Below are 17,081 nucleotides of genomic sequence, written 5' to 3' on the forward strand. Positions count from 1 at the left end.
GTCACTGCCGCTCAGGCTCACCACCCTCACAGTAGGTGGGATTGGTTCGTTACTTCCTCATGAAGCACCGGTTCAATATTCCAGATAGACTCGTGGTCCATTTGAGCTTCCATGCTCGCCCTGGACTCCGGGCACACGATAGGTGATGTCTCCGGTCCATACTTGATTGGGCTCCTCTACGCCGAACTCCCGGTCAAGAAGGTTTGGAATATCCAGGTGCGGCTGATCGGCCTTCTTGTAACCGTGGCTTGGCGGCTTCGTACTTACCAGTCCCAGCTGCTTCATCCGTCGGCTGGCACGGTACCGGCTCAGCGGTATTCCGGCCTGTGTCACCATGCTGGCAATCGTTCGTGCCCCAGCTGAACCATTGCTGGTCTCGTGTGCCTCGATAACCTGCTCCTGGAGCGCTTGCTCAGCCTCACAGGGCGTTCTATCCCGGTCACGCCATGCCCGATAGCTACTGCGATGCACCCCAAACACCTGACACAGGCGCTGCACCGCATGGCTCTCTTCAAGTCGCTCGATTATCGAGAATTGCTCAGGGAGTCCGACATCAAGAGAGCCGTAGCCTTTTTTAAGATTTCTTTCTCTTCCTCCGCCCGACGAAGGCGGCGCTTCAGTTCCTGAATCTCACGCTGCTCTGTGGTCAGGGCCTCGCCTCTGGGCGCTTTGCCAGCCCGTTCGGAACGAAGTTTACGGACCCAGTACTCCATGGTGGATTTACCGACACCCATGGCATCGCAGGCAGCTTTTACTGTGTATCCTTGGTCGACCACCAGTTGGGCTGCCTCCAAACGAAATTCCGGACTGAAGTTTCTAGTTTTCGCCATTGTCTTCACCTGATTCATTATGTGAGTGATCATGCACTCAAAATCAGGTGGCCAGATCCACTATGCCACTACATGGTGTATGGCATCAGCGAGACCTGCTATCGGTACCAGGCAAAGCTCAGTGGCGAGAACGCTCTGGTGGCTGACTGGCTATTGCGCCTTACCCAGACCCACAAACGCTGGGGCTTTGGTCTGTGCTTCCTGTATCTGCGCAATGTGAAGGGCTACACCTGGAACCATAAGCGCGTGTATCGTATTTATCGGGAGCTGGAGCTGAACCTACGCATCAAGCCACGTCGACGAATCCAGCGGGATTATCCGGGCGAGCTGGATGTTCCGACGGCACCGAACCAGGTCTGGTCAATGGACTTCATGAGTGATCAACTAGTCAGCGGTAAGACGTTCCGGACCTTCAATGTGATCGACGACTACAACCGGGAAGGACTGAGCATCGAAGTCGACTTGTCATTACCCGCACTGCGGGTGATTCGTGCTCTGGATCAGGTCATTGAATGGCGTGGCAAGCCCGCCGCCATTCGCTGTGACAATGGGCCAGAGTATATCTCACAGTCATTAATAGACTGGGCCAACAGAAACCGGATAACGCTGATCTACATTCAGCCCGGCAAGCCCACTCAGAATGCCTACATCGAGCGCTTCAATCGAACCGCACGGCATGAATGGCTGGATTTGCATCAGTTCGAAAGCATTGCCCATGCTCAGCTTCTGGCAAGGCAGTACAACAACGAACGACCGAACACGGCTATTGGAGGAGTTCCACCTTCCAGACTGCGTAAGGCAGCTTAACCTCTACTCAAATGAGCGGTTAAAAATGGGGGGATTACAGGCGAGTTGCGACTTGCCCTGGCGGCCCACAATCGAGGCGATATTGATAATCCACCCGTAGCCGCGGCGTTGTTGGACGGCGGTATTGTTGACCAGAATATCCAGACTGTGCGCGTGACCGACGATGGCCTCGGTCACGGCCTGCTCGTCGACCACATCGAAGGCGCTGGTCGAGACCGACAGACCTTTCGCACGCAGCGCTTTCGCCGCCCTGCTCCAGGTCATCGGACCGTACATCGTTGAGCACCACATGGGCACCGGCCTAGGTGAAGCCCTAGGCCGGTGCCTCGGGTCGCCCCCGTGACCAGAACTGTGCGACCATCCAGCGAGAAAAGGCGCTCCAGTTCGGAATGCTTGGTTAGGTCCCCGATGGCAGGAACTTCTCGGCGAATACCCGATCAGCCGGCACGCCACGTTCGGCCAGTGCCTTCTGGGCGGCCTCGATCATGGGCGGCGGGCCGCACAGGTACGCGTCGGTGGCGGCGGCGTCCGGCAGGGTGTCGGTGTTGAGCAGATCGGTGACGAAGCCGGTGGGGCCGTCCCAGTTGTCATCACCGGCGACCACGATGCGCTGCAGTTGCACCCAGTCGCCGTAGGCCTCGATGCGCTCTCGGCCGAACAGCTCGCCCGGCTGGTTGGCGCCGTAGAGCACGGTGACCTGCGGGCGCTCGTCCAGGCCGGCGAGTTCTTCGAGCATGCTCAGCATGGGGGCAAGCCCCGTGCCGCCGGCGATCATCAGCACATGACCCGCTCGGGGCTTGCGCAGGAAGAACTGTCCGTAGGGGCCCTGCAGCTGGATTTCGTCGCCCACGGCGGCGCGATCCCGCAGGTAGTCGCTCATCGCGCCCTTCTCCAGCAGACGGATGAAGAATTCCATCTTGCCGGGCTCGGCCGTCGGGTTGGCGAAGGAGTAGCTGCGCGCCTCCGCCGTGCCGGGGATGGTGATGTTCATGTACTGCCCGGGCAGGAAGGCGGGGGCCTTGTCCTCGGTGGAAAGCGCCAGGCGCATCACCGCATCGGCCACCGGCTCCAGGGCCTCGACCTTGGCGTTCAGCGTGGCCACTTCCTTCTTCAGCAGGGAGAGCGGATAGCCGAACTCCAGCACCAGGTCCGACTGCGGCCGGAACTGGCAGGTGAGCACATAGCCTTCCTCTTCCTGCTCCGGGGTGAGGGCCTCGTCGCTGATATCGCCGATATCGCCCTCGCCCTCGTTGCAGTGGGCCATGCACACGCCGCAGGCCCCTTCCCGGCAGTCGGTCTCCAGGTTCAGGCCGCTGCGCAGCGCCGCGGTGTAGACAGTGTCTATGGCGGTGGCCTCAAAGCGCGTGGTGGCGCCGTCTTCGAAGACACAGGTGATGTTGTACTTGGGCAGACCCATGGGCTTGCTCCCTCCTTCAATCGTTCATGGCCAGCAGCGGCTTGACTGCCTCGCCACGGATTACCAGCTCGAAGGCCTCGCGGGCGTCCTTGAGCGGGATCACGTGGGAGACCAGCGGATCCAGGTCCACCAGGCCGGCGTCGATCAGATCCACCGCCTGCTGCCAGCTGCGCCAGATGCGCCGGCCGTGGATGTTGCGGATGGTCGGGCCGGTGCGCAGCCACTGGGTCAGGTCCAGCTCAACCGGGTGGGAGGGGGCGCCAATCAGGCGATAATCCCCGCCCCGGCGCAGCGACTCCAGCGAGGCCCGCAGGCCGGGCTCGGAGCCGCTGAACTCCATGGCCACGTCCACGCCCTCGCCCCGGGTCTGGGCGCGGGCTTCCTTCACCAGATCACCGCCTTTGCCGGGGTTGACCAGCACGTCGGCGCCCATGCGCTCGGCGCTGGCAAGGCGCAGCGGGTTGAGATCGCAGGCGATGACCTTGCGCGCACCCAGTGCTTTCGCCACCCCCACGGCCATCAGGCCGATGGGTCCGCAGCCATTGACCACCACGGTCTGGCCGGAAACGCCGGTGCCCTCGTGGCAGGCGTGCACGGCGATGCCGAAGGGCTCCATCATCGCCGAGCGCTCGGCGGGGAAGCCTTCCGGGTTCTTCCAGGCGATGCTGGCGGGCACCACCACGTAGTCGGCGAAACCGCCGTCCACGTCGATGCCCGGGTAGGTGGTGTGTTCGCACAGGTGGCGTTGGTCGAGCATGCAGGGGCGGCACTGGCCGCAGGATATGTGGCTCTCCAGGCTGACCTGGTCGCCGAGGGCAAAGCCGCTCACACCTTCGCCCACGGCCTCGACGATACCGCAGACTTCATGGCCTAGTATCCTGGGCAGCACCATGCGCCGCGCCATGCGAGGCGCCCAGTGGTAGATGTGCATATCGGTGCCGCAGACACCGGCGAGCTTGACCTTGAGCCGCAGCTCGCCGGCGCCGGGGTTCGGCATCGGGACTTCTCTCACTTCCAGGCCGTCCGTCTGGGGTGCGATCTTGCAAAGTGCGAGCATGGGCGTCTCCTCAGACGTTGTAGACATCTACTGTGCCGTCGATGGTTTTCTCCAGCATGGTGACCTTTTTGTAGGCGATCTTCAGCTCGCCGTTCACCCGGCGCAGCTTCATGTCGTACCACACGCCTCGGGGAGTCACACCGGTACGCGGGTCCATGGTGATCACGCTCGCCTTGGCGCTGATGGTGATGTGCTCGCCATCATCGTCCAGGACCCGCACGCTGCCCACCGTGTGACTGGTGGTGGGCAGCGGGGTGGAGGCGTAGGAGTCACCCGAGGAGAAGCGGAACACCCGGTCCGAAATGCCCCGATTGGGCAGGTAGATCAGGCTCAGCTCCGTTTCCGGGTCCTCGGTGAAGCTGTCCTCGTTGCGCCAGGCGGGCATCCAGAACACGGAGTCTTCCGTGTACAGGTTCACCCAGTCCTGCCACTGCTTGCGGTCCATCAGGTCGGCTTCCAGGGCCAGCAGGTCGTTGACCTCGGCCCACAGCTGCAGTTTCTCGCTCATCGTTCAGGCCCCTTTCTTGTCGCCGGTCATCAGCTTCAGCCACTTGCGGTAGAAGCTGTAGTAGAGGGTTTCGAAGTCCCAGTCGTTGTTGCTGCTCACCGGGTTGATGCCCAGCTCCTTCGCCGGGCCGTCGGGGCCTTCCTGCATGCTGGAGAGGCCGCGGGTGACGTCGGTCCACCGGGAGCCTTCGCCGTGGGCGCCGATCTGGCAGTCTTCCAGGGCGGCCAGATCATCCGGCGTCGCCATGCCGGTGACCATGTAGAAGTCCTCGAACTTGCGGATGCGCGCGGTGCGGCCTTCCTTGCTCTCGCCCTTGGGCGCGACGCAGTACACGGTGACCAGCGTGCGGTCCACGGAGAGCGGACGGAACACGCGGATCTGGGTGGAGGGCTGGTCCATGAGCAGCATGTTGGGGAACAGGCACAGGTTGCGCCCGCGCTCCAGCATCCAGCGCACCTTGTCCTCGGAGAAGCGCTCCAGCAGCTTGTCGCGGTACTGCCACAGGGGGCCCACTTCCGGGGTGGCGCGGCCGGCCCAGATCATCATGTGGCCGTTGTCCAGGTCGTAGCAGCCGGTGGGCACGATGCCGGCGATGCGCCCGGCCTCGGTCTTGGCCGTGCCCTCGCGGCCCTCGCGCTCCTCGCGCTGCATCACGGTGGCGGCGAATACGCGGTGCACGGTACTGACGTGGTAGCCGTCCACACCGTTTTCGGCCTGCATCTTCCAGTTGCCGCGGATGACGTAGTCGGAGTGGCCGCCGATCACCTCGGCGCCCTCGGGGGACTGGTCGGCAATCAGGTCGATGAAGGGCTTGGCTTCGCCCAGATGCTCTTCAAGTTCCACCACGTCGGCGTTCAGGCTGCCGAAGACGAAACCGCGGTAGCTGCCCAGCTTGCCGATGGGCTTGAGGCTGCGCTCGTCCTTGTCGGCGCCTTCCGGCCAGCCGGTCTTCTCGTTCTTGATCCGGGTGCAACGGCCCTGGGTGTTGAAGCACCAGCCGTGGAAGCGGCAGCGCAGGGTGGTGGCGTTGCCCTGGCGGCGTTCGGTCAACAGCGCGCCGCGGTGGGCGCAGGCGTTGATGAAGCCGTTCAGATTGCCTTCCTTGTCGCGGATCACCAGCACCGGCTGGCGGCCGATGAAGGTGGAGTAATAGTCACCGGCGTTGGGCACCTGGCTCTCATGGCACAGGAAGACCCAGTCGTTCTCGAAGATCTGTTTCATCTCCTGCTCGAACAGTTCTTCGTCGGTGTAGATGCGCCGATCGACGCGGAACACGCCCTCATCCAGGCGGCTGTCCACCATGTCCGCGGCGCGCACGGACGTTTGCCCGGCGACCTTTTGTTCAATTGCACTCATGGCAAGTTCTCCTCTGGTTAAACGTCAGCCGTGCGCTTTCACAGCGTCGGCGGTACTGCGGTAGGCGCGGCCCTGCCACCAGGCCCAGGCGAGGGCGAGCAGTGTCAGTACCAGGCCGACCTTGTCAGTGTGGAAGCCCAGGGGCACCAGGCGGCCGTTCTCGGGAATGATCAGCAGCAGACCGCCGATCAGCGAGAGTGCCCGCAGGGCGCGACCGATGATCCCGAACAGATAACCTTCCATGGCCGCGGCCAGCATCAGAAAGCCGATCACGGCGGTGCCGAAGGCGAGCACCGTCTCCACCCAGTCATCGCCCTGCAGCAGCAGCGAGGGGGAGGCGACGAAGATGAACGGCACGATGAAGGCCACCAGCCCGAAGCGCAGCGAATTCCAGCCGGTGCGCATAAAAGGCGCGCCGGCCATGGACGCGGCGGTAAACGAGGCCAGACACACCGGCGGGGTGATCATGGAGAGCACGCCGAAGTAGAGCACGAACAGGTGCGCGGCGATGGGCTCCACACCGGCGGCCACCAGGGCCGGGGCGATCAGGGTGGCCATCAGCACGTACACCGCGGTGGTGGGCATGCCCATACCGAAGACGATCGCGGTGATGGCGGCGACGATCAGCAGCACGATCAGTATGGAGCCTGCGGCCGCGGCGATGCTCAGCCCCAGCGAGAAGCTCAGCCCTGTGGTGGAGAGCACGCCCACGATGATGCCGGCGGCCGCGGTGATGGCGATGATGTCCAGCAGGCTGCGCCCGGCGCCCTGCAGCACCCGGTAGAGGGCGCGCGGGCGAATGGAGTGCTGACCGACGACGGCCGCGGCGCCGATGACCGCCAGCAGGCTGGCGAAGCCCGCCTGTTCCGGGCGCCAGCGCCAGACGAACAGCAGCAGCATCAGCAACACGATGGGCAGCAGGTACGGCCACTGCTGCTTGAAGGTGGCCCAGGCGTCCGGGCGCTCCTCCCGGGTCAGTGCCCGGTGGCCGTTGCGCGCGGCGTGCAGATGGATCTGCACCAGCAGCGCCATGTAGAAGAGGATCGCCGGCAACAGGGCGGCCAGTGCTACCTCGGCGTAGGGTACGCCCAGGAACTCCGCCATGATGAAGGCCGCGGCGCCCATGATCGGCGGCAGCAGCTGCCCGCCGGTGGAGCCCACCGCCTCGATCGCACCCGCCTGGTAACCCTTGTAGCCGGTGCGCTGCATCAGCGGAATGGTGACGATGCCGGTGGTGGCCACATTGGCCACGGCGCTGCCGGAAATGGAGCCGAACAGCGAGGAGGCCAGCACCGAGGCCTTGGCCGGGCCGCCGCGGTAACGGCCCATGGCCGCCAGCGGCAGATCCAGGAAGATCTGCCCGCCACCGAGGCGGAACAGGGCATTGCCCAGCAGCACGTAGGCGATCACGGTGCTGACCACCACGGCCAGCGGCGTGCCCAGGATGCCGGAAGTGTCCAGGTGCAAAAAGCCCAGGAAGAAGTCGAACTGCTGGGGGCTGCCCTGGAAGGCGCCGGGCATCTTGTCGGCCACCAGGGCATAGGCGAGGGCCACCAGCACCAGGATGACCATGGCCCAGCCGGTCAGTCGACGCAGGGCCTCGATGACCAGCAGCAGGGTCAGAGCCGCCGCGGCGATATTGAAGTAATACTCCTGGCCGCTGCCCAGATACCCGATGCCCACCAGCCATTCATAGCGAACGGCGGTCTGGGCACACAGTGCAATGGCCAGGGCGGCCAGGAATATATCGTAGAGGGGAGGACGGCCGGGGCCGTCCTCGCTGACGATGGCGCTGCCGGCCGGCTTGAGCAGGAAGGTCGCGCTCAAGCCCAGGCCCAGCACCGCCAGTGCCGCCTGTTGACCCCACATGGCATAGCCGAAGTAGGAGCTGACGTTGAAGGCATAAGCCATGCCGAACACCGGAATGGCGGCCAGCAGAGCCTGGGCCAGCCGCAGCCAGGGACCGCGCAGGCGCCCGCTGGGCGCCACAACGGCGGCGTTCTCGACTTTCTCTTCTTTCATCTGTGGGGACTCCGCTTGGATCAGTGCTTACTGGGCAGTTTTTAGATTTTCCAGATGAGAGGCTTCGACCGCTTCGCTCCACATGCCCTTCTCTTCATAGAAGCGACGGGCACCATCGTGAACCGGTAGGGTCAGCTCGGCGTCTACCATCTGCTCAGGAATCCAACGCTTGAATACACCGCTGACCTCGCGTAGCTCGTTCACGTTCTCGTAGACTGCCTTCACCAGCTGATAGACCGTGTCCTCGGAAGTATCCTTGTTGGCTATCAGGTAGAAGGGGTAGCTCCAGACATTGATGTCGGAGAGTACGCCGACGTTGGCGCCTTCTTTGTAGGCGCGGATTGTGCCGGCGGGGAAGTGCTCGCGGGTGATCTTCACGGCTTCAGGGGAGTCGTTCAGGCTGAGGAAACGGATCGGTTTGGTGGCATTGACTTCCTGCACGATGGCCTGACCCAGGGGCACACACATGGCTACGTCGGCACGGCCATCGGCAAGGGCCTGTACTGCGGTGCGGGAGTGAGTTACGGGAACCACCTGCACATCATCCCAGGTTAGTTCTAGGTTAGCCAGCTGCGCAGTGGCTAGTTGCTCGCATGTCTTGTGGGCGGAGAACACACCAGTGACACGACGGCCCTTCAGGTCCGCGGGGCTATGAATGTCGGAGTCACGGCTGACGATGACGCCAAGCTCATTGGTGAAGCCCACGGCGGCCAGGCGCAGGTTCTTATAGGGGGTGCGATAGCCGGTGCCGCCACGCAGAGCGTTGAAGGAATCGGCGGCGTTCATCAGGGTGAATTCGGCTTGACCACTGTTCACCTGGGGTACGTAGATCTGGGGGCCGCTCATGGGGGCGGCCAGAACGGTCATATCGGTGTGTTTGGTGACCACGCTGGCAATGGCGGCACCGGTGGTGTGGACGATGGAGCCCGTGGGGGCGGTGAGGAGGCGTACGCGCTCCTCGGCGAAAGCACTCACGGACAGAGCGAAGGCGGCGCCAGCGGCGACGGTTTTCAACAGGTTGTTCTTGAGCTTCATGGCTCATCTCCTCTGGAGGGTTTGTCTCGGCGACCGTGTCCGCCCTGCGACGGGCTGCCGGCCACTCTGTTGTTTTTGTTCTGCGAAAGCAGTGGAGTTCTTCGAATATAACAACGTTCCACGATATTGCAAGCAAATATATATATTTTTATCTCGGTCAGCGAGAATGCTTCGCCGGGGGCTTATCGGTGCTGCCGCCACAGGCCGCGCACCAGCCACAGCAGGCTCAACAATTGCAGACCGGCCAGCGTGCCGAAGGCCACCTGGTAGCCCACCGGGCTGAGGGGCTCGCCGGGGCTACTCCAGGCCTCTACCACCACGCCGATGCCCCATTGCAGAACGAAGGCGCCGACGAACACCACCAGGTTCAGCGTTGTGTTCACGCGCCCGGCTAGTGCCGGCTCGTGTAGCCCCACGAGGCCGGAGTAGAACAGGGTGCCGCTGGCGCCGATGAAGGTGTACAGCATCCACAGAGGCAGGTGATAACTCGCGGGCTGCCAGGCCACCAGCAGGTTCATTACGCAGAAACCACTCAGGCCCGCGGCGCTGATCCACAGCGGCGGGATGTGCGCACGCAGCCGGTCCGCGAGCGTTGCCCAAGCGGCGTACCCCGCCGTCAGAGCAATCGCCACCCACAGCAGATGGGTGCCGACCTGGGCACGGGTGAGTCCGCTGACGTCCCGTAGCCACAGGCCTATCCACAATCCCTGCACGGCCAATGACAAAGCGTGGGCGGTGAAGGCCGCCGGCGCCACCGTCCAGAACTGTTGTCCGGTAAGCAGTCGACCCAGTGCGCGAATCTGCTGTCCCAGGGACTCGCTGTGGCTCTCGCTCTCGCTAGGTTTCTCGGGCACCACCCACCACAACAGTAGTGCCATGAACACACAGGCCACGGCCAGCAGCCAGAAGAGCGAACGCCAGGACGCATGGCTGATGAACAACTCCACCGGGGCCGTGGCGCTCATCATGCCTAGACCGCCGATGGCCATCAGGTAACCATTGAACAGCGACAGGCGCTGTGGTCCGAACCACAGACTGAAGGCCTTGAAACTGGCCATCAGGCAGGAGGCCATGCCGATGCCCGCCAGTGCCCGCCCTAGGGCGAGAGTGGCTAAGCTCTCGCCTAGGGCGAACAGTAGCGAGCCCAGACCCGCCACCAGCAACAGTGTGGCCTCCACCCGGCGTGGCCCGTAGCGGTCCAGCAGCAGGCCCACAGGCAGCTGCGCCAGCGCGAAGGCGAGGAAAAAGGCACTGGTCAGCAGACCCAGTTCCGAGGCGCTGATGGCCAGGTCTTCCTGTATAGTGCTGCCTAGCATGGCGTTCAGCGCCCGGTAACCGGTAGACAGAAAATGCCCTAGGGCGAAGGGTGCGAAGACGATCATCATCAGGCGCGCCACGGAGTAGGGCGCGGCACTAGCAGATTTACTCATTGGATAACCTTGGGACAGAGGCTTGAGAAATATTGTTTGGAAAAATAGGCTGCCAGTATGCGATGATGCTTGCAATTAATATCGATTCTATATTTCCGGTAAGATATGCGATGATCTGACCAGACCAAAACCGGGATATGAACCATGAAACAGAATGACATGACGGTGATTGCAAGACCGCCTAAGACCATGACCGACTATGCCTACGGGCGTTTGCGTGAGGACATTATCGCGGGGGAGCTGGCATCGGGGGCGCGTTTGCGGGTGGATCAGTTACGGATGCGCTACGACGTCGGCGCGACACCGCTGCGTGAGGCCTTGAGCCGGCTTTCGGCTGAAGGCTTCGTGCTCTCCCAAGGGCAGCGGGGGTTTCAAGTGGTGCCGATGAGCGCCGAGCACCTGGAGGATCTGACCCGGGTGCGGGTGCTGATTGAGTGTGAAACCCTGCGCGACAGTATCCATTACGGTGACGATCGCTGGGAGGCCGGGGTGGTGGCCGCTTATTATCAAGTCAGCAAGCTTGAGGGGCAGCCGGATGCCCGCTACGAGGATTGGGAGCGCCTGAACGACGCGTTCCACACCGCGTTACTGGCCAGCTGTCGTTCTGAGTTGCTGCTGGGAGTGCACCGGAGGCTGTACGACCAGCACATGCGCTATCGCAACCTCTCGCGGCAGGTGCGTGAAGATGTGCCGCGGGACGTGCACCTTGAGCACGAGGCGATCTATCGGGCGGCATTGGAGCGTGATGCGGAGGCCGCCTGCGAAGCCACCGAGCTCCATATACGCCGCACCATGGAAATTACTCTGGAGCTGGTGCGTAAGGGCAAGCTTCTGATGAAGCCCATTCCGGTGGAATGATCAATAGCCAATAAATATGTTTCAAAGAGAATGTAAAATGATAGAGGCAGGCGGGCTTAGGAAGTAATGTGCTGCTCGTCCTAGTGTGTCTTCTGCTTCTGGCTGTGCGCTAGGGGAAAACAGCGTATGAGTTATTCGCAAAAAGATGCCCTTCAGTAATGTAAAATTCCCACCCCACTCTGAATGACTCGTAGCATAAGTAAAAGATATAGCCCGGGCTCTTATATTCATTACCAGCTATGCCCTGGCTTTGTTAGAGTTGTTTTAATTAGACACAAAAACAACAGGAGTTGTGACATGATCGATCTTCACGACGTTACCTATGCACGGTTAGGAACACGAGACCTTGCTGGCGCAACAGACTTCGCGACACGTATTTTAGGCTTGGAACTGGTTCGCCAGGGGAAAGGCTGTGCCTATTTCCGCTCTGATAGCCGGGACCATACGCTATGTTATTTTGAAGGGGACCCGTCAGACCATACGCTTGCTTTTGAAGTAGGCGATGGTGAGCAGTTAAGTCGTGCAGCTAGTGAGCTGGAAGCTGCGGGCTTTTCGGTACATCAAGGGACACAGGAAGAGTGTGAGCAGCGGTTTGTGCACAGCTTCGTCCGTTTTCACGACCTGACCGGCAACAAAATTGAGCTGGCATGGCGTCCATATGTTAGTGGTCGGCGTTACTTTCCAAGCCGTGATGCGGGAATAACGGGTTTTAGCCATGTCGGTTTATGTTCCACTGACCCGGCCCGGGACGAAGCCATGTGGACTGGCGTGTTCAATGCCCGGGTAAGTGACTGGATCGGCCCTTCTGCATTGCTTCGAATTGATGATATTCATCACCGGGTTGCTCTTTTCCCCACTACTCGCAGCGGTATTCAGCATATCAACCATCAGGTTGAAACCGTGGACGACATTATGCGCTCCTGGTACTTCCTGCAAGAAGAAGGAATCAAGGTTGTGTTCGGCCCTGGTCGCCACCCAACTTCCGGTGCACGATTCCTTTATTTTGAGGGGCCGGATGGCATGATATTTGAGTATTCCTGCGGCGTTTCTGCTATTGAAAATGAAGACACACATCGCCCACGCCAGTTCCCTTTAGAGCCATCTGGCTTTTGCATGTGGGGCTCAAAGCCTGATATTGCAGAGTTCAAAAGCGACTAAAATTATTAGCTGGTTTGATGATCAAGTATGGGAATGACTGGCAATAATCCGTTCATTTTTTGTTCCTAAGGTTGTTGCTCTCCTTGGCCCGCTGTGCGGGCCTCTTTTCGTTTCGGAGGATGGGAAAGATGTCCCAATATGAGCCATTTCGAGGGCACTCCAAGGATCAGGGCCAATTCCTGGTACTGATGGACCCAGAAGGCAGAGTCACCTATGCCAGTAGCGGCACCTTGACCTGAAATGGGTCTGGCAGAACAGATCTTTTTGTTGAAACAGCTGCCGGTGGCACCGCTAGGATGCCCAGATCTCTCTCTGGATAGCGCGTAATATGCCCAAACTTCCCCATATTGCTCTGATTGCAACACTCGGAGCCATGTCGACTGCTCTTGCTTATCAATATTCGGAGATTCAGTCCTTGAAGGGTCAGCCAAGGCAATCTCAGGCAATTTCGGAACATAAGGTTGTAGCCCTGGTCGATCAGCGACTGGAGGTATTGGAACGCCGGCGCGCCAAAGATGGCTTTGAGAAAAAGGTGTTTGAGTTCGAACTGGCGCAGCAGTCAACGCCGGACCACCGGTTGATCTACGGCAACCCCGAAGCGCGGATTACCCTTCAGGAATTTGGTGATATCGAGTGTCCCTTCTGTCGAAAAATGCACGATGACTTAAAACAGGTTGTCGACAACGCAGAGAACACCGTCAACTGGGAGTTCAAGCACTTCCCTCTCGAAAGTCATAATCCGGCAGCGGCATTGCAGGCCAAAGTCATTGAGTGCGTGAAAGATTCTTACGGTAACAAAGTCGCCTGGGCTGCATTGGATCGGTTCATTTTCGAGACTGCCGGAAACGGTAAGGGGGTTGGAGACCTTACGAATTTTGTACGAGGTATGGGCCTTAGCGGCGTCGCAATCGACCTGTGCATGGCGTCGGACGCCCACGAGAATCGCATTGAGAGTGACTATCGGGAAGGACAGGCGCTTGGAATAACAGGGACACCGGCACTACGGATTATTGATACTCAGACTGGTGATGCGTACTTGATCAAGGGCTACAAGACGGCCGAGCAAATAGCCCAGGCCGTGCAGCACATACTGAGGGGCTGACTGTCGTGGCGATCACCTTCATTGTGGATCAAGAGGATGATGAGCCGGACATTTTGACGTCTATTGCGCACCAGAATCTGAGGATTTTGACTACCGCCGGAGCTGTCCTGCTGGAGGTACCGGCGCCTAATAGCGGCTGGACTCAGTCAACGCTGGAATACGCGACGCGGGATATTACAGGGCTTCCTCTGGATGCCTATTTGGGTAACAGCTGGGTTGGTTCGACTGAGGTTTGATTAAATTAATGGGCCCGAGCCCTGCTTACTTCTTGGTCTACCGGCCTATGAGATCGGTATTGCGGCGCATTTGTGAAGAAGCTCGATGTCGCCAAGGAATAGTTTTACCGGCTTGTTTTGGGCATCCCATATAGCAATGAGCGCCTCCTTATCCGCAGTGGCCAGGCACTTCGCAAATTTTTCGACGTCTTCAAAAGAGCCATAGCGAACGGCCGCAGCAACCGATCCGAGATAAGGTCCGCACTTATAAGCCTTCGTTTCCGGCACACTTTCCCCATTATTCATTTCACCTTTGCCCCTATTCCTTTAGGACGAGCTGAGCCTTAGGGTATTACTTGAGCACGCTCTTCAATAACTGGTCATATTGCTGGCGCATGTCGGCTGTCAGCCCAATCAGATGACCATGCTCGACCAGAGCGGTTGTCGCAGACACAAGTTCAGCATCCAGGACACCCTGGTAACGGGTGTCACGCAAGGTTGTGTTGACTGCGTTCTGCAACACAGTAAGACCATCCACCAGCGTCGGCTGAGAGTTACTCAACCAAAATCCAATCCGGTATCGGCATGGTGCGAACCCTAACTCTGCGCATCGGTTGTAGGCAGCCATTGTTTTCTGAGCCACTTCTTGAAGGTGGCTTCTATCAATTTCGTTCGACAATGGAACAATGTTGACAGGATCGCGGACCAGGTGATTCTGCAGATCCGTTTCAGCGATAAAGTAATCCGCTGGCCAGTAACCTGATCCCGCTGCCGCCGTCATCAAACTATAGGCAGCTTCTTCCCGCCCAGGAATCTCAGTCTCGGCGAACAACAGCAGAAGGGCATTATTCACAAGCACATCTATGCTGGCATCACCGGCGGCCAATCGGTTGACCCAGTAATGGGCTCCGTAATGGACAATGAAAGGCACCCCAACCTGTTCTCTTTTGTGCGGTGAGCTTGTCGATGTGTGATCCATCCCAATCGCCAGAAGCAGCGTTTTAAGCCGCGGATCGCTGGTATCCAGGTTGTCCCCAAAGATCGCATTCACTCTATCAAAGGTGACTTCCGGGAACGGTTTTGCTCGATTGGCATCTGTCTCTGCGGCAACGGTTGGGGACACCACGGCACTCCAGATCGCAACGCTCAGGATCAGGCTCTTGAATGTCATTCCTGAGCCACCGAATTACGTACACGGTGGATTTGCCACTGGCCAAAGTCCGAGGAATAGGACAGCACAATGGTTCTCTGGATCCTGGGTGGATAATCGACACATTGGTTGCTCACAGAATATATAAGCTTAGCCATCCGGGTTGCAGAACCTGACGTGTGGCCTCCCTGAAGGCTTAGCGTCTCGCACTGCGCATTGAGTCGCTCAATATCCAGAACACGCCGTTGCTCAATGTCTTCGTTCTGGCCTGTAATCGTGGCAAGCCGCCGTACCAGCTTGTTGTGTCGCTCACGTTTGTGCGCTGTATAAAAGCGATCGAGATCTTCGTCTGACAGCCCAATCGCTGCTTTCCGGTAATAGCCTTGAACTAGCTGAGCTGCCTTGTCTTGGGTCGCAAATTTGCGTGATTTCTCTCCAGGTTCAGGCGGATCAGCCCATACGGCATTGGCGGCCAGCAGGAAAGATAGAATGGTGAGGGCTTGTGGCTTCATTGGATAGTTACTCCGCGAAATAGCCTTTTCGGTCCATTTTGGCTTTGCGCCACACTGGAAGAAGGAGTTTGATGAGAGCATCCCGGTCCGGAATGGCTCGAATGCTTATGATCGGCTGATCGTCATCGTGTGTTTCTATAACGAGAGTGGACAGCCCGAAGATTCCGATCAGTCCTGCAGGGGGACTTTTGAAATCTGTTATATCGCTGATTTCACAGAACAGTTCCCGGCGGAAAATCGACGTAATCCCTTTAGCTTCTTTGATTTTATTTCGGGTAATCACGGTTCGCTCATAGCGAGTGCTCAGATAAGCCATCAAACAGGACAGGATCGCAAATACCAGGGTGCCGGCAATTGCATACTCGATCACTTGATCTAAGGCATCACCGTATGAGCGCCCGATACCAGAGTTCCACAAAAGCAGTCCGAACGCGGCGGCAAATGTGATGATTCCCCAGAAAATGTACGTCCCTAGATTCACCAACTGTGAAGGACTCCCCTGCCAGATCACCTCCTCATCGTCATAGCGAACCGGCTCGTCCACCCTCTTCGTTGAACCTGGTTCTCCGATAACTTGTGAATGACTCTCCGCCATAAAACCTCCCTATGCGGCCAGTTGATGCTGTTTCAGGAAACTGACGCCACCTGAGACCGTTGTGATTATTCGGGTCTGTGCTGGGTAAACAGACTGTCGCTGTTTACTGTCCGCACCCAGAACCAAATGACATAGGGGGCGGAGACCCTGCTGTTCCAAAAAATCGAGTTGCGGGGAGTTATCAACGATCATCAGCCACTCAATGTTGATTTCCGAGGCTCTGACCTGATTCATGATCGCAAGTGGGTTCAAGGCCTGATCGAAATGGTCCAGAACCAGGACTGGGTGTATTCCCGAGAACATGACGTGTTCACGACCACGACACTCACAGAGGCTGAAGCTGGTGACCGTTTCGAGCAGCGTGTAAAGAGCTCGGTCTGCGACCGGCCCCGAACTCGTGTATTCCGTGATATGGAAGACTTTCATTGCTATTCCTATTGGCGCGCGGCCTCATAGGCCCCCAGTAGCAACATAAAGCTAATGGCCATGCCAAAAGCCGTAATAGCGCGGCTGATCGAGCTATAAACACGGTCTTTGTACTTGTACAAACCGGACACAGAGAGGGCGATTTCAACCAAGCCAAAAAGAACGCTGAGCTTGGCCGAAATAAAAAGCAAAATCGGGAACGTCAGGCTTATCGGGTCGTCTGACCTGATGACAGCAAACATCGCAATGGAAGCGAGCGCCACAACAAGCACGGGGTAGGAACGAGGCGACCTCAACCAACGAATCATTGTTCAGCTCTGGCCGGCGGCGCGATGGTCAACCTGATGCCACACTTTCACCGGTGCCTGGTGTGATTGGCGCTCACATACCGCCCCATCATAGATTGCAACGCACTGAATTAACGCGGCACCCTGTTGGAACGCGAAGGCAACGGCTTTGAAATAAACGGCGGTCACCGACTCTGCATCGGTCTGGAATTGATATTTCCGCCGATCACTGGCGTAGAGATCAGCCGAGAACATCTGTGGCGATCTTTTTCTGTCTTTGAATCCGAAAGGCACAATATTGTTCAAAGAAGACTCC

21 protein-coding genes and 1 pseudogene are annotated in these 17,081 nt (G+C 59.1%); 5 read left to right on the forward strand and 17 right to left on the reverse strand.

The features are described 5' to 3' along the window. Nucleotides 1–72 precede the first annotated feature (72 nt). Nucleotides 73–498 (reverse strand): IS3 family transposase, encoded by a 426-nt coding sequence (locus AC13DD_RS14350; protein ID WP_482931321.1) that lies wholly within the window; start codon nucleotides 496–498, stop codon nucleotides 73–75. A 26-nt stretch (nucleotides 499–524) separates the two neighbouring features. After that, on the reverse strand, nucleotides 525–830 hold the full coding sequence (locus AC13DD_RS14355) for an IS3 family transposase (RefSeq protein ID WP_011783516.1): 306 nt from the start codon (nucleotides 828–830) through the stop codon (nucleotides 525–527). A gap of 75 nt (nucleotides 831–905) precedes the next feature. Here AC13DD_RS14355 and AC13DD_RS14360 point away from each other — a divergent pair. Continuing rightward, nucleotides 906–1,637, forward strand: a pseudogene (locus AC13DD_RS14360) (IS3 family transposase); the annotation flags it as partial. A 3-nt stretch (nucleotides 1,638–1,640) separates the two neighbouring features. Here the strand turns inward: AC13DD_RS14360 and AC13DD_RS14365 are convergent. The 8 genes from AC13DD_RS14365 to AC13DD_RS14400 all read right to left on the reverse strand — a co-directional run bounded on the left by AC13DD_RS14365 (nucleotide 1,641) and on the right by AC13DD_RS14400 (nucleotide 10,462). Beyond that, complete coding sequence (locus AC13DD_RS14365) at nucleotides 1,641–1,913, reverse strand: hypothetical protein (protein WP_482931322.1); 273 nt, start codon at nucleotides 1,911–1,913, stop codon at nucleotides 1,641–1,643. 121 nt (nucleotides 1,914–2,034) lie between these two features. Next, nucleotides 2,035–3,054: an FAD-binding oxidoreductase gene (locus AC13DD_RS14370; RefSeq protein ID WP_482931323.1), complete on the reverse strand. Its 1,020-nt coding sequence runs from the start codon at nucleotides 3,052–3,054 to the stop codon at nucleotides 2,035–2,037. Nucleotides 3,055–3,070: 16 nt separating this feature from the next. Next, nucleotides 3,071–4,111, reverse strand: a complete 1,041-nt coding sequence (locus AC13DD_RS14375; protein ID WP_482931324.1) for a zinc-binding dehydrogenase — start codon at nucleotides 4,109–4,111, stop codon at nucleotides 3,071–3,073. A 10-nt stretch (nucleotides 4,112–4,121) separates the two neighbouring features. Then, a complete protein-coding gene (locus AC13DD_RS14380; RefSeq protein ID WP_482931325.1) occupies nucleotides 4,122–4,619 on the reverse strand; it encodes an aromatic-ring-hydroxylating dioxygenase subunit beta in 498 nt (165 codons plus the stop codon). A 3-nt stretch (nucleotides 4,620–4,622) separates the two neighbouring features. Then, nucleotides 4,623–5,975, reverse strand: a complete 1,353-nt coding sequence (locus AC13DD_RS14385) for an aromatic ring-hydroxylating oxygenase subunit alpha (RefSeq protein ID WP_482931326.1) — start codon at nucleotides 5,973–5,975, stop codon at nucleotides 4,623–4,625. Nucleotides 5,976–5,999: 24 nt separating this feature from the next. Then, nucleotides 6,000–7,997: a TRAP transporter permease gene (locus tag AC13DD_RS14390; RefSeq protein ID WP_482931327.1), complete on the reverse strand. Its 1,998-nt coding sequence runs from the start codon at nucleotides 7,995–7,997 to the stop codon at nucleotides 6,000–6,002. Between the two features lie 27 nt (nucleotides 7,998–8,024). Then, nucleotides 8,025–9,032 (reverse strand): TAXI family TRAP transporter solute-binding subunit, encoded by a 1,008-nt coding sequence (locus AC13DD_RS14395; RefSeq protein WP_482931328.1) that lies wholly within the window; start codon nucleotides 9,030–9,032, stop codon nucleotides 8,025–8,027. A 182-nt stretch (nucleotides 9,033–9,214) separates the two neighbouring features. Then, nucleotides 9,215–10,462 (reverse strand): MFS transporter, encoded by a 1,248-nt coding sequence (locus AC13DD_RS14400; protein ID WP_482931329.1) that lies wholly within the window; start codon nucleotides 10,460–10,462, stop codon nucleotides 9,215–9,217. Nucleotides 10,463–10,627: 165 nt separating this feature from the next. Between AC13DD_RS14400 and AC13DD_RS14405 the strand changes: the two genes are divergently transcribed. From AC13DD_RS14405 to AC13DD_RS14420, 4 genes are all read left to right on the forward strand, one after another. Then, on the forward strand, nucleotides 10,628–11,320 hold the full coding sequence (locus tag AC13DD_RS14405; RefSeq protein WP_482931330.1) for a GntR family transcriptional regulator: 693 nt from the start codon (nucleotides 10,628–10,630) through the stop codon (nucleotides 11,318–11,320). A 297-nt stretch (nucleotides 11,321–11,617) separates the two neighbouring features. Beyond that, nucleotides 11,618–12,478, forward strand: coding sequence for a VOC family protein (locus AC13DD_RS14410; protein WP_482931331.1), 861 nt, complete (start codon nucleotides 11,618–11,620; stop codon nucleotides 12,476–12,478). A 328-nt stretch (nucleotides 12,479–12,806) separates the two neighbouring features. Further along, nucleotides 12,807–13,580 carry a DsbA family protein gene (locus AC13DD_RS14415; RefSeq protein WP_011783443.1) on the forward strand — a complete coding sequence of 258 codons (774 nt, stop codon included), beginning with the start codon at nucleotides 12,807–12,809 and terminating at the stop codon, nucleotides 13,578–13,580. Nucleotides 13,581–13,585: 5 nt separating this feature from the next. Next, nucleotides 13,586–13,816: a hypothetical protein gene (locus AC13DD_RS14420; RefSeq protein ID WP_072678498.1), complete on the forward strand. Its 231-nt coding sequence runs from the start codon at nucleotides 13,586–13,588 to the stop codon at nucleotides 13,814–13,816. A gap of 45 nt (nucleotides 13,817–13,861) precedes the next feature. On the opposite strand, the gene AC13DD_RS14425 is transcribed toward AC13DD_RS14420, so the two are convergent. Genes AC13DD_RS14425 through AC13DD_RS14455 form a run of 7 tightly spaced genes read right to left on the reverse strand, consistent with a single transcriptional unit; the run spans nucleotide 13,862 to nucleotide 17,071 of the window. After that, nucleotides 13,862–14,101, reverse strand: coding sequence for a hypothetical protein (locus AC13DD_RS14425; protein WP_072678497.1), 240 nt, complete (start codon nucleotides 14,099–14,101; stop codon nucleotides 13,862–13,864). A 46-nt stretch (nucleotides 14,102–14,147) separates the two neighbouring features. After that, nucleotides 14,148–14,918: a hypothetical protein gene (locus tag AC13DD_RS14430; protein WP_482931332.1), complete on the reverse strand. Its 771-nt coding sequence runs from the start codon at nucleotides 14,916–14,918 to the stop codon at nucleotides 14,148–14,150. A gap of 44 nt (nucleotides 14,919–14,962) precedes the next feature. Next, entirely contained in the window at nucleotides 14,963–15,457 is a 495-nt protein-coding gene (locus AC13DD_RS14435; protein ID WP_482931333.1) for a hypothetical protein, read from the reverse strand. 7 nt (nucleotides 15,458–15,464) lie between these two features. Further along, entirely contained in the window at nucleotides 15,465–16,052 is a 588-nt protein-coding gene (locus tag AC13DD_RS14440) for a YdbT family protein (RefSeq protein ID WP_072678494.1), read from the reverse strand. Between the two features lie 9 nt (nucleotides 16,053–16,061). Then, on the reverse strand, nucleotides 16,062–16,478 hold the full coding sequence (locus AC13DD_RS14445; RefSeq protein ID WP_041657520.1) for a hypothetical protein: 417 nt from the start codon (nucleotides 16,476–16,478) through the stop codon (nucleotides 16,062–16,064). 8 nt (nucleotides 16,479–16,486) lie between these two features. After that, nucleotides 16,487–16,786, reverse strand: coding sequence for a hypothetical protein (locus AC13DD_RS14450; protein ID WP_072678493.1), 300 nt, complete (start codon nucleotides 16,784–16,786; stop codon nucleotides 16,487–16,489). Between the two features lie 3 nt (nucleotides 16,787–16,789). Next, on the reverse strand, nucleotides 16,790–17,071 hold the full coding sequence (locus AC13DD_RS14455) for a hypothetical protein (protein WP_138436168.1): 282 nt from the start codon (nucleotides 17,069–17,071) through the stop codon (nucleotides 16,790–16,792). Nucleotides 17,072–17,081: the final 10 nt, after the last annotated feature.

The organism is Marinobacter sp. L-13 (genome assembly GCF_056857715.1).

Coding starts and splice junctions, on each gene's coding strand:
- AC13DD_RS14355 (WP_011783516.1), bottom strand. CDS start 830: ATGGCGAAAACTAGAAACTTCAGTCCGGAATTTCGTTTGGAGGCAGCC.
- AC13DD_RS14365 (WP_482931322.1), bottom strand. CDS start 1,913: ATGTACGGTCCGATGACCTGGAGCAGGGCGGCGAAAGCGCTGCGTGCG.
- AC13DD_RS14370 (WP_482931323.1), bottom strand. CDS start 3,054: ATGGGTCTGCCCAAGTACAACATCACCTGTGTCTTCGAAGACGGCGCC.
- AC13DD_RS14375 (WP_482931324.1), bottom strand. CDS start 4,111: ATGCTCGCACTTTGCAAGATCGCACCCCAGACGGACGGCCTGGAAGTG.
- AC13DD_RS14380 (WP_482931325.1), bottom strand. CDS start 4,619: ATGAGCGAGAAACTGCAGCTGTGGGCCGAGGTCAACGACCTGCTGGCC.
- AC13DD_RS14385 (WP_482931326.1), bottom strand. CDS start 5,975: ATGAGTGCAATTGAACAAAAGGTCGCCGGGCAAACGTCCGTGCGCGCC.
- AC13DD_RS14390 (WP_482931327.1), bottom strand. CDS start 7,997: ATGAAAGAAGAGAAAGTCGAGAACGCCGCCGTTGTGGCGCCCAGCGGG.
- AC13DD_RS14395 (WP_482931328.1), bottom strand. CDS start 9,032: ATGAAGCTCAAGAACAACCTGTTGAAAACCGTCGCCGCTGGCGCCGCC.
- AC13DD_RS14400 (WP_482931329.1), bottom strand. CDS start 10,462: ATGAGTAAATCTGCTAGTGCCGCGCCCTACTCCGTGGCGCGCCTGATG.
- AC13DD_RS14410 (WP_482931331.1), top strand. CDS start 11,618: ATGATCGATCTTCACGACGTTACCTATGCACGGTTAGGAACACGAGAC.
- AC13DD_RS14415 (WP_011783443.1), top strand. CDS start 12,807: ATGCCCAAACTTCCCCATATTGCTCTGATTGCAACACTCGGAGCCATG.
- AC13DD_RS14425 (WP_072678497.1), bottom strand. CDS start 14,101: ATGAATAATGGGGAAAGTGTGCCGGAAACGAAGGCTTATAAGTGCGGA.
- AC13DD_RS14435 (WP_482931333.1), bottom strand. CDS start 15,457: ATGAAGCCACAAGCCCTCACCATTCTATCTTTCCTGCTGGCCGCCAAT.
- AC13DD_RS14440 (WP_072678494.1), bottom strand. CDS start 16,052: ATGGCGGAGAGTCATTCACAAGTTATCGGAGAACCAGGTTCAACGAAG.
- AC13DD_RS14445 (WP_041657520.1), bottom strand. CDS start 16,478: ATGAAAGTCTTCCATATCACGGAATACACGAGTTCGGGGCCGGTCGCA.
- AC13DD_RS14450 (WP_072678493.1), bottom strand. CDS start 16,786: ATGATTCGTTGGTTGAGGTCGCCTCGTTCCTACCCCGTGCTTGTTGTG.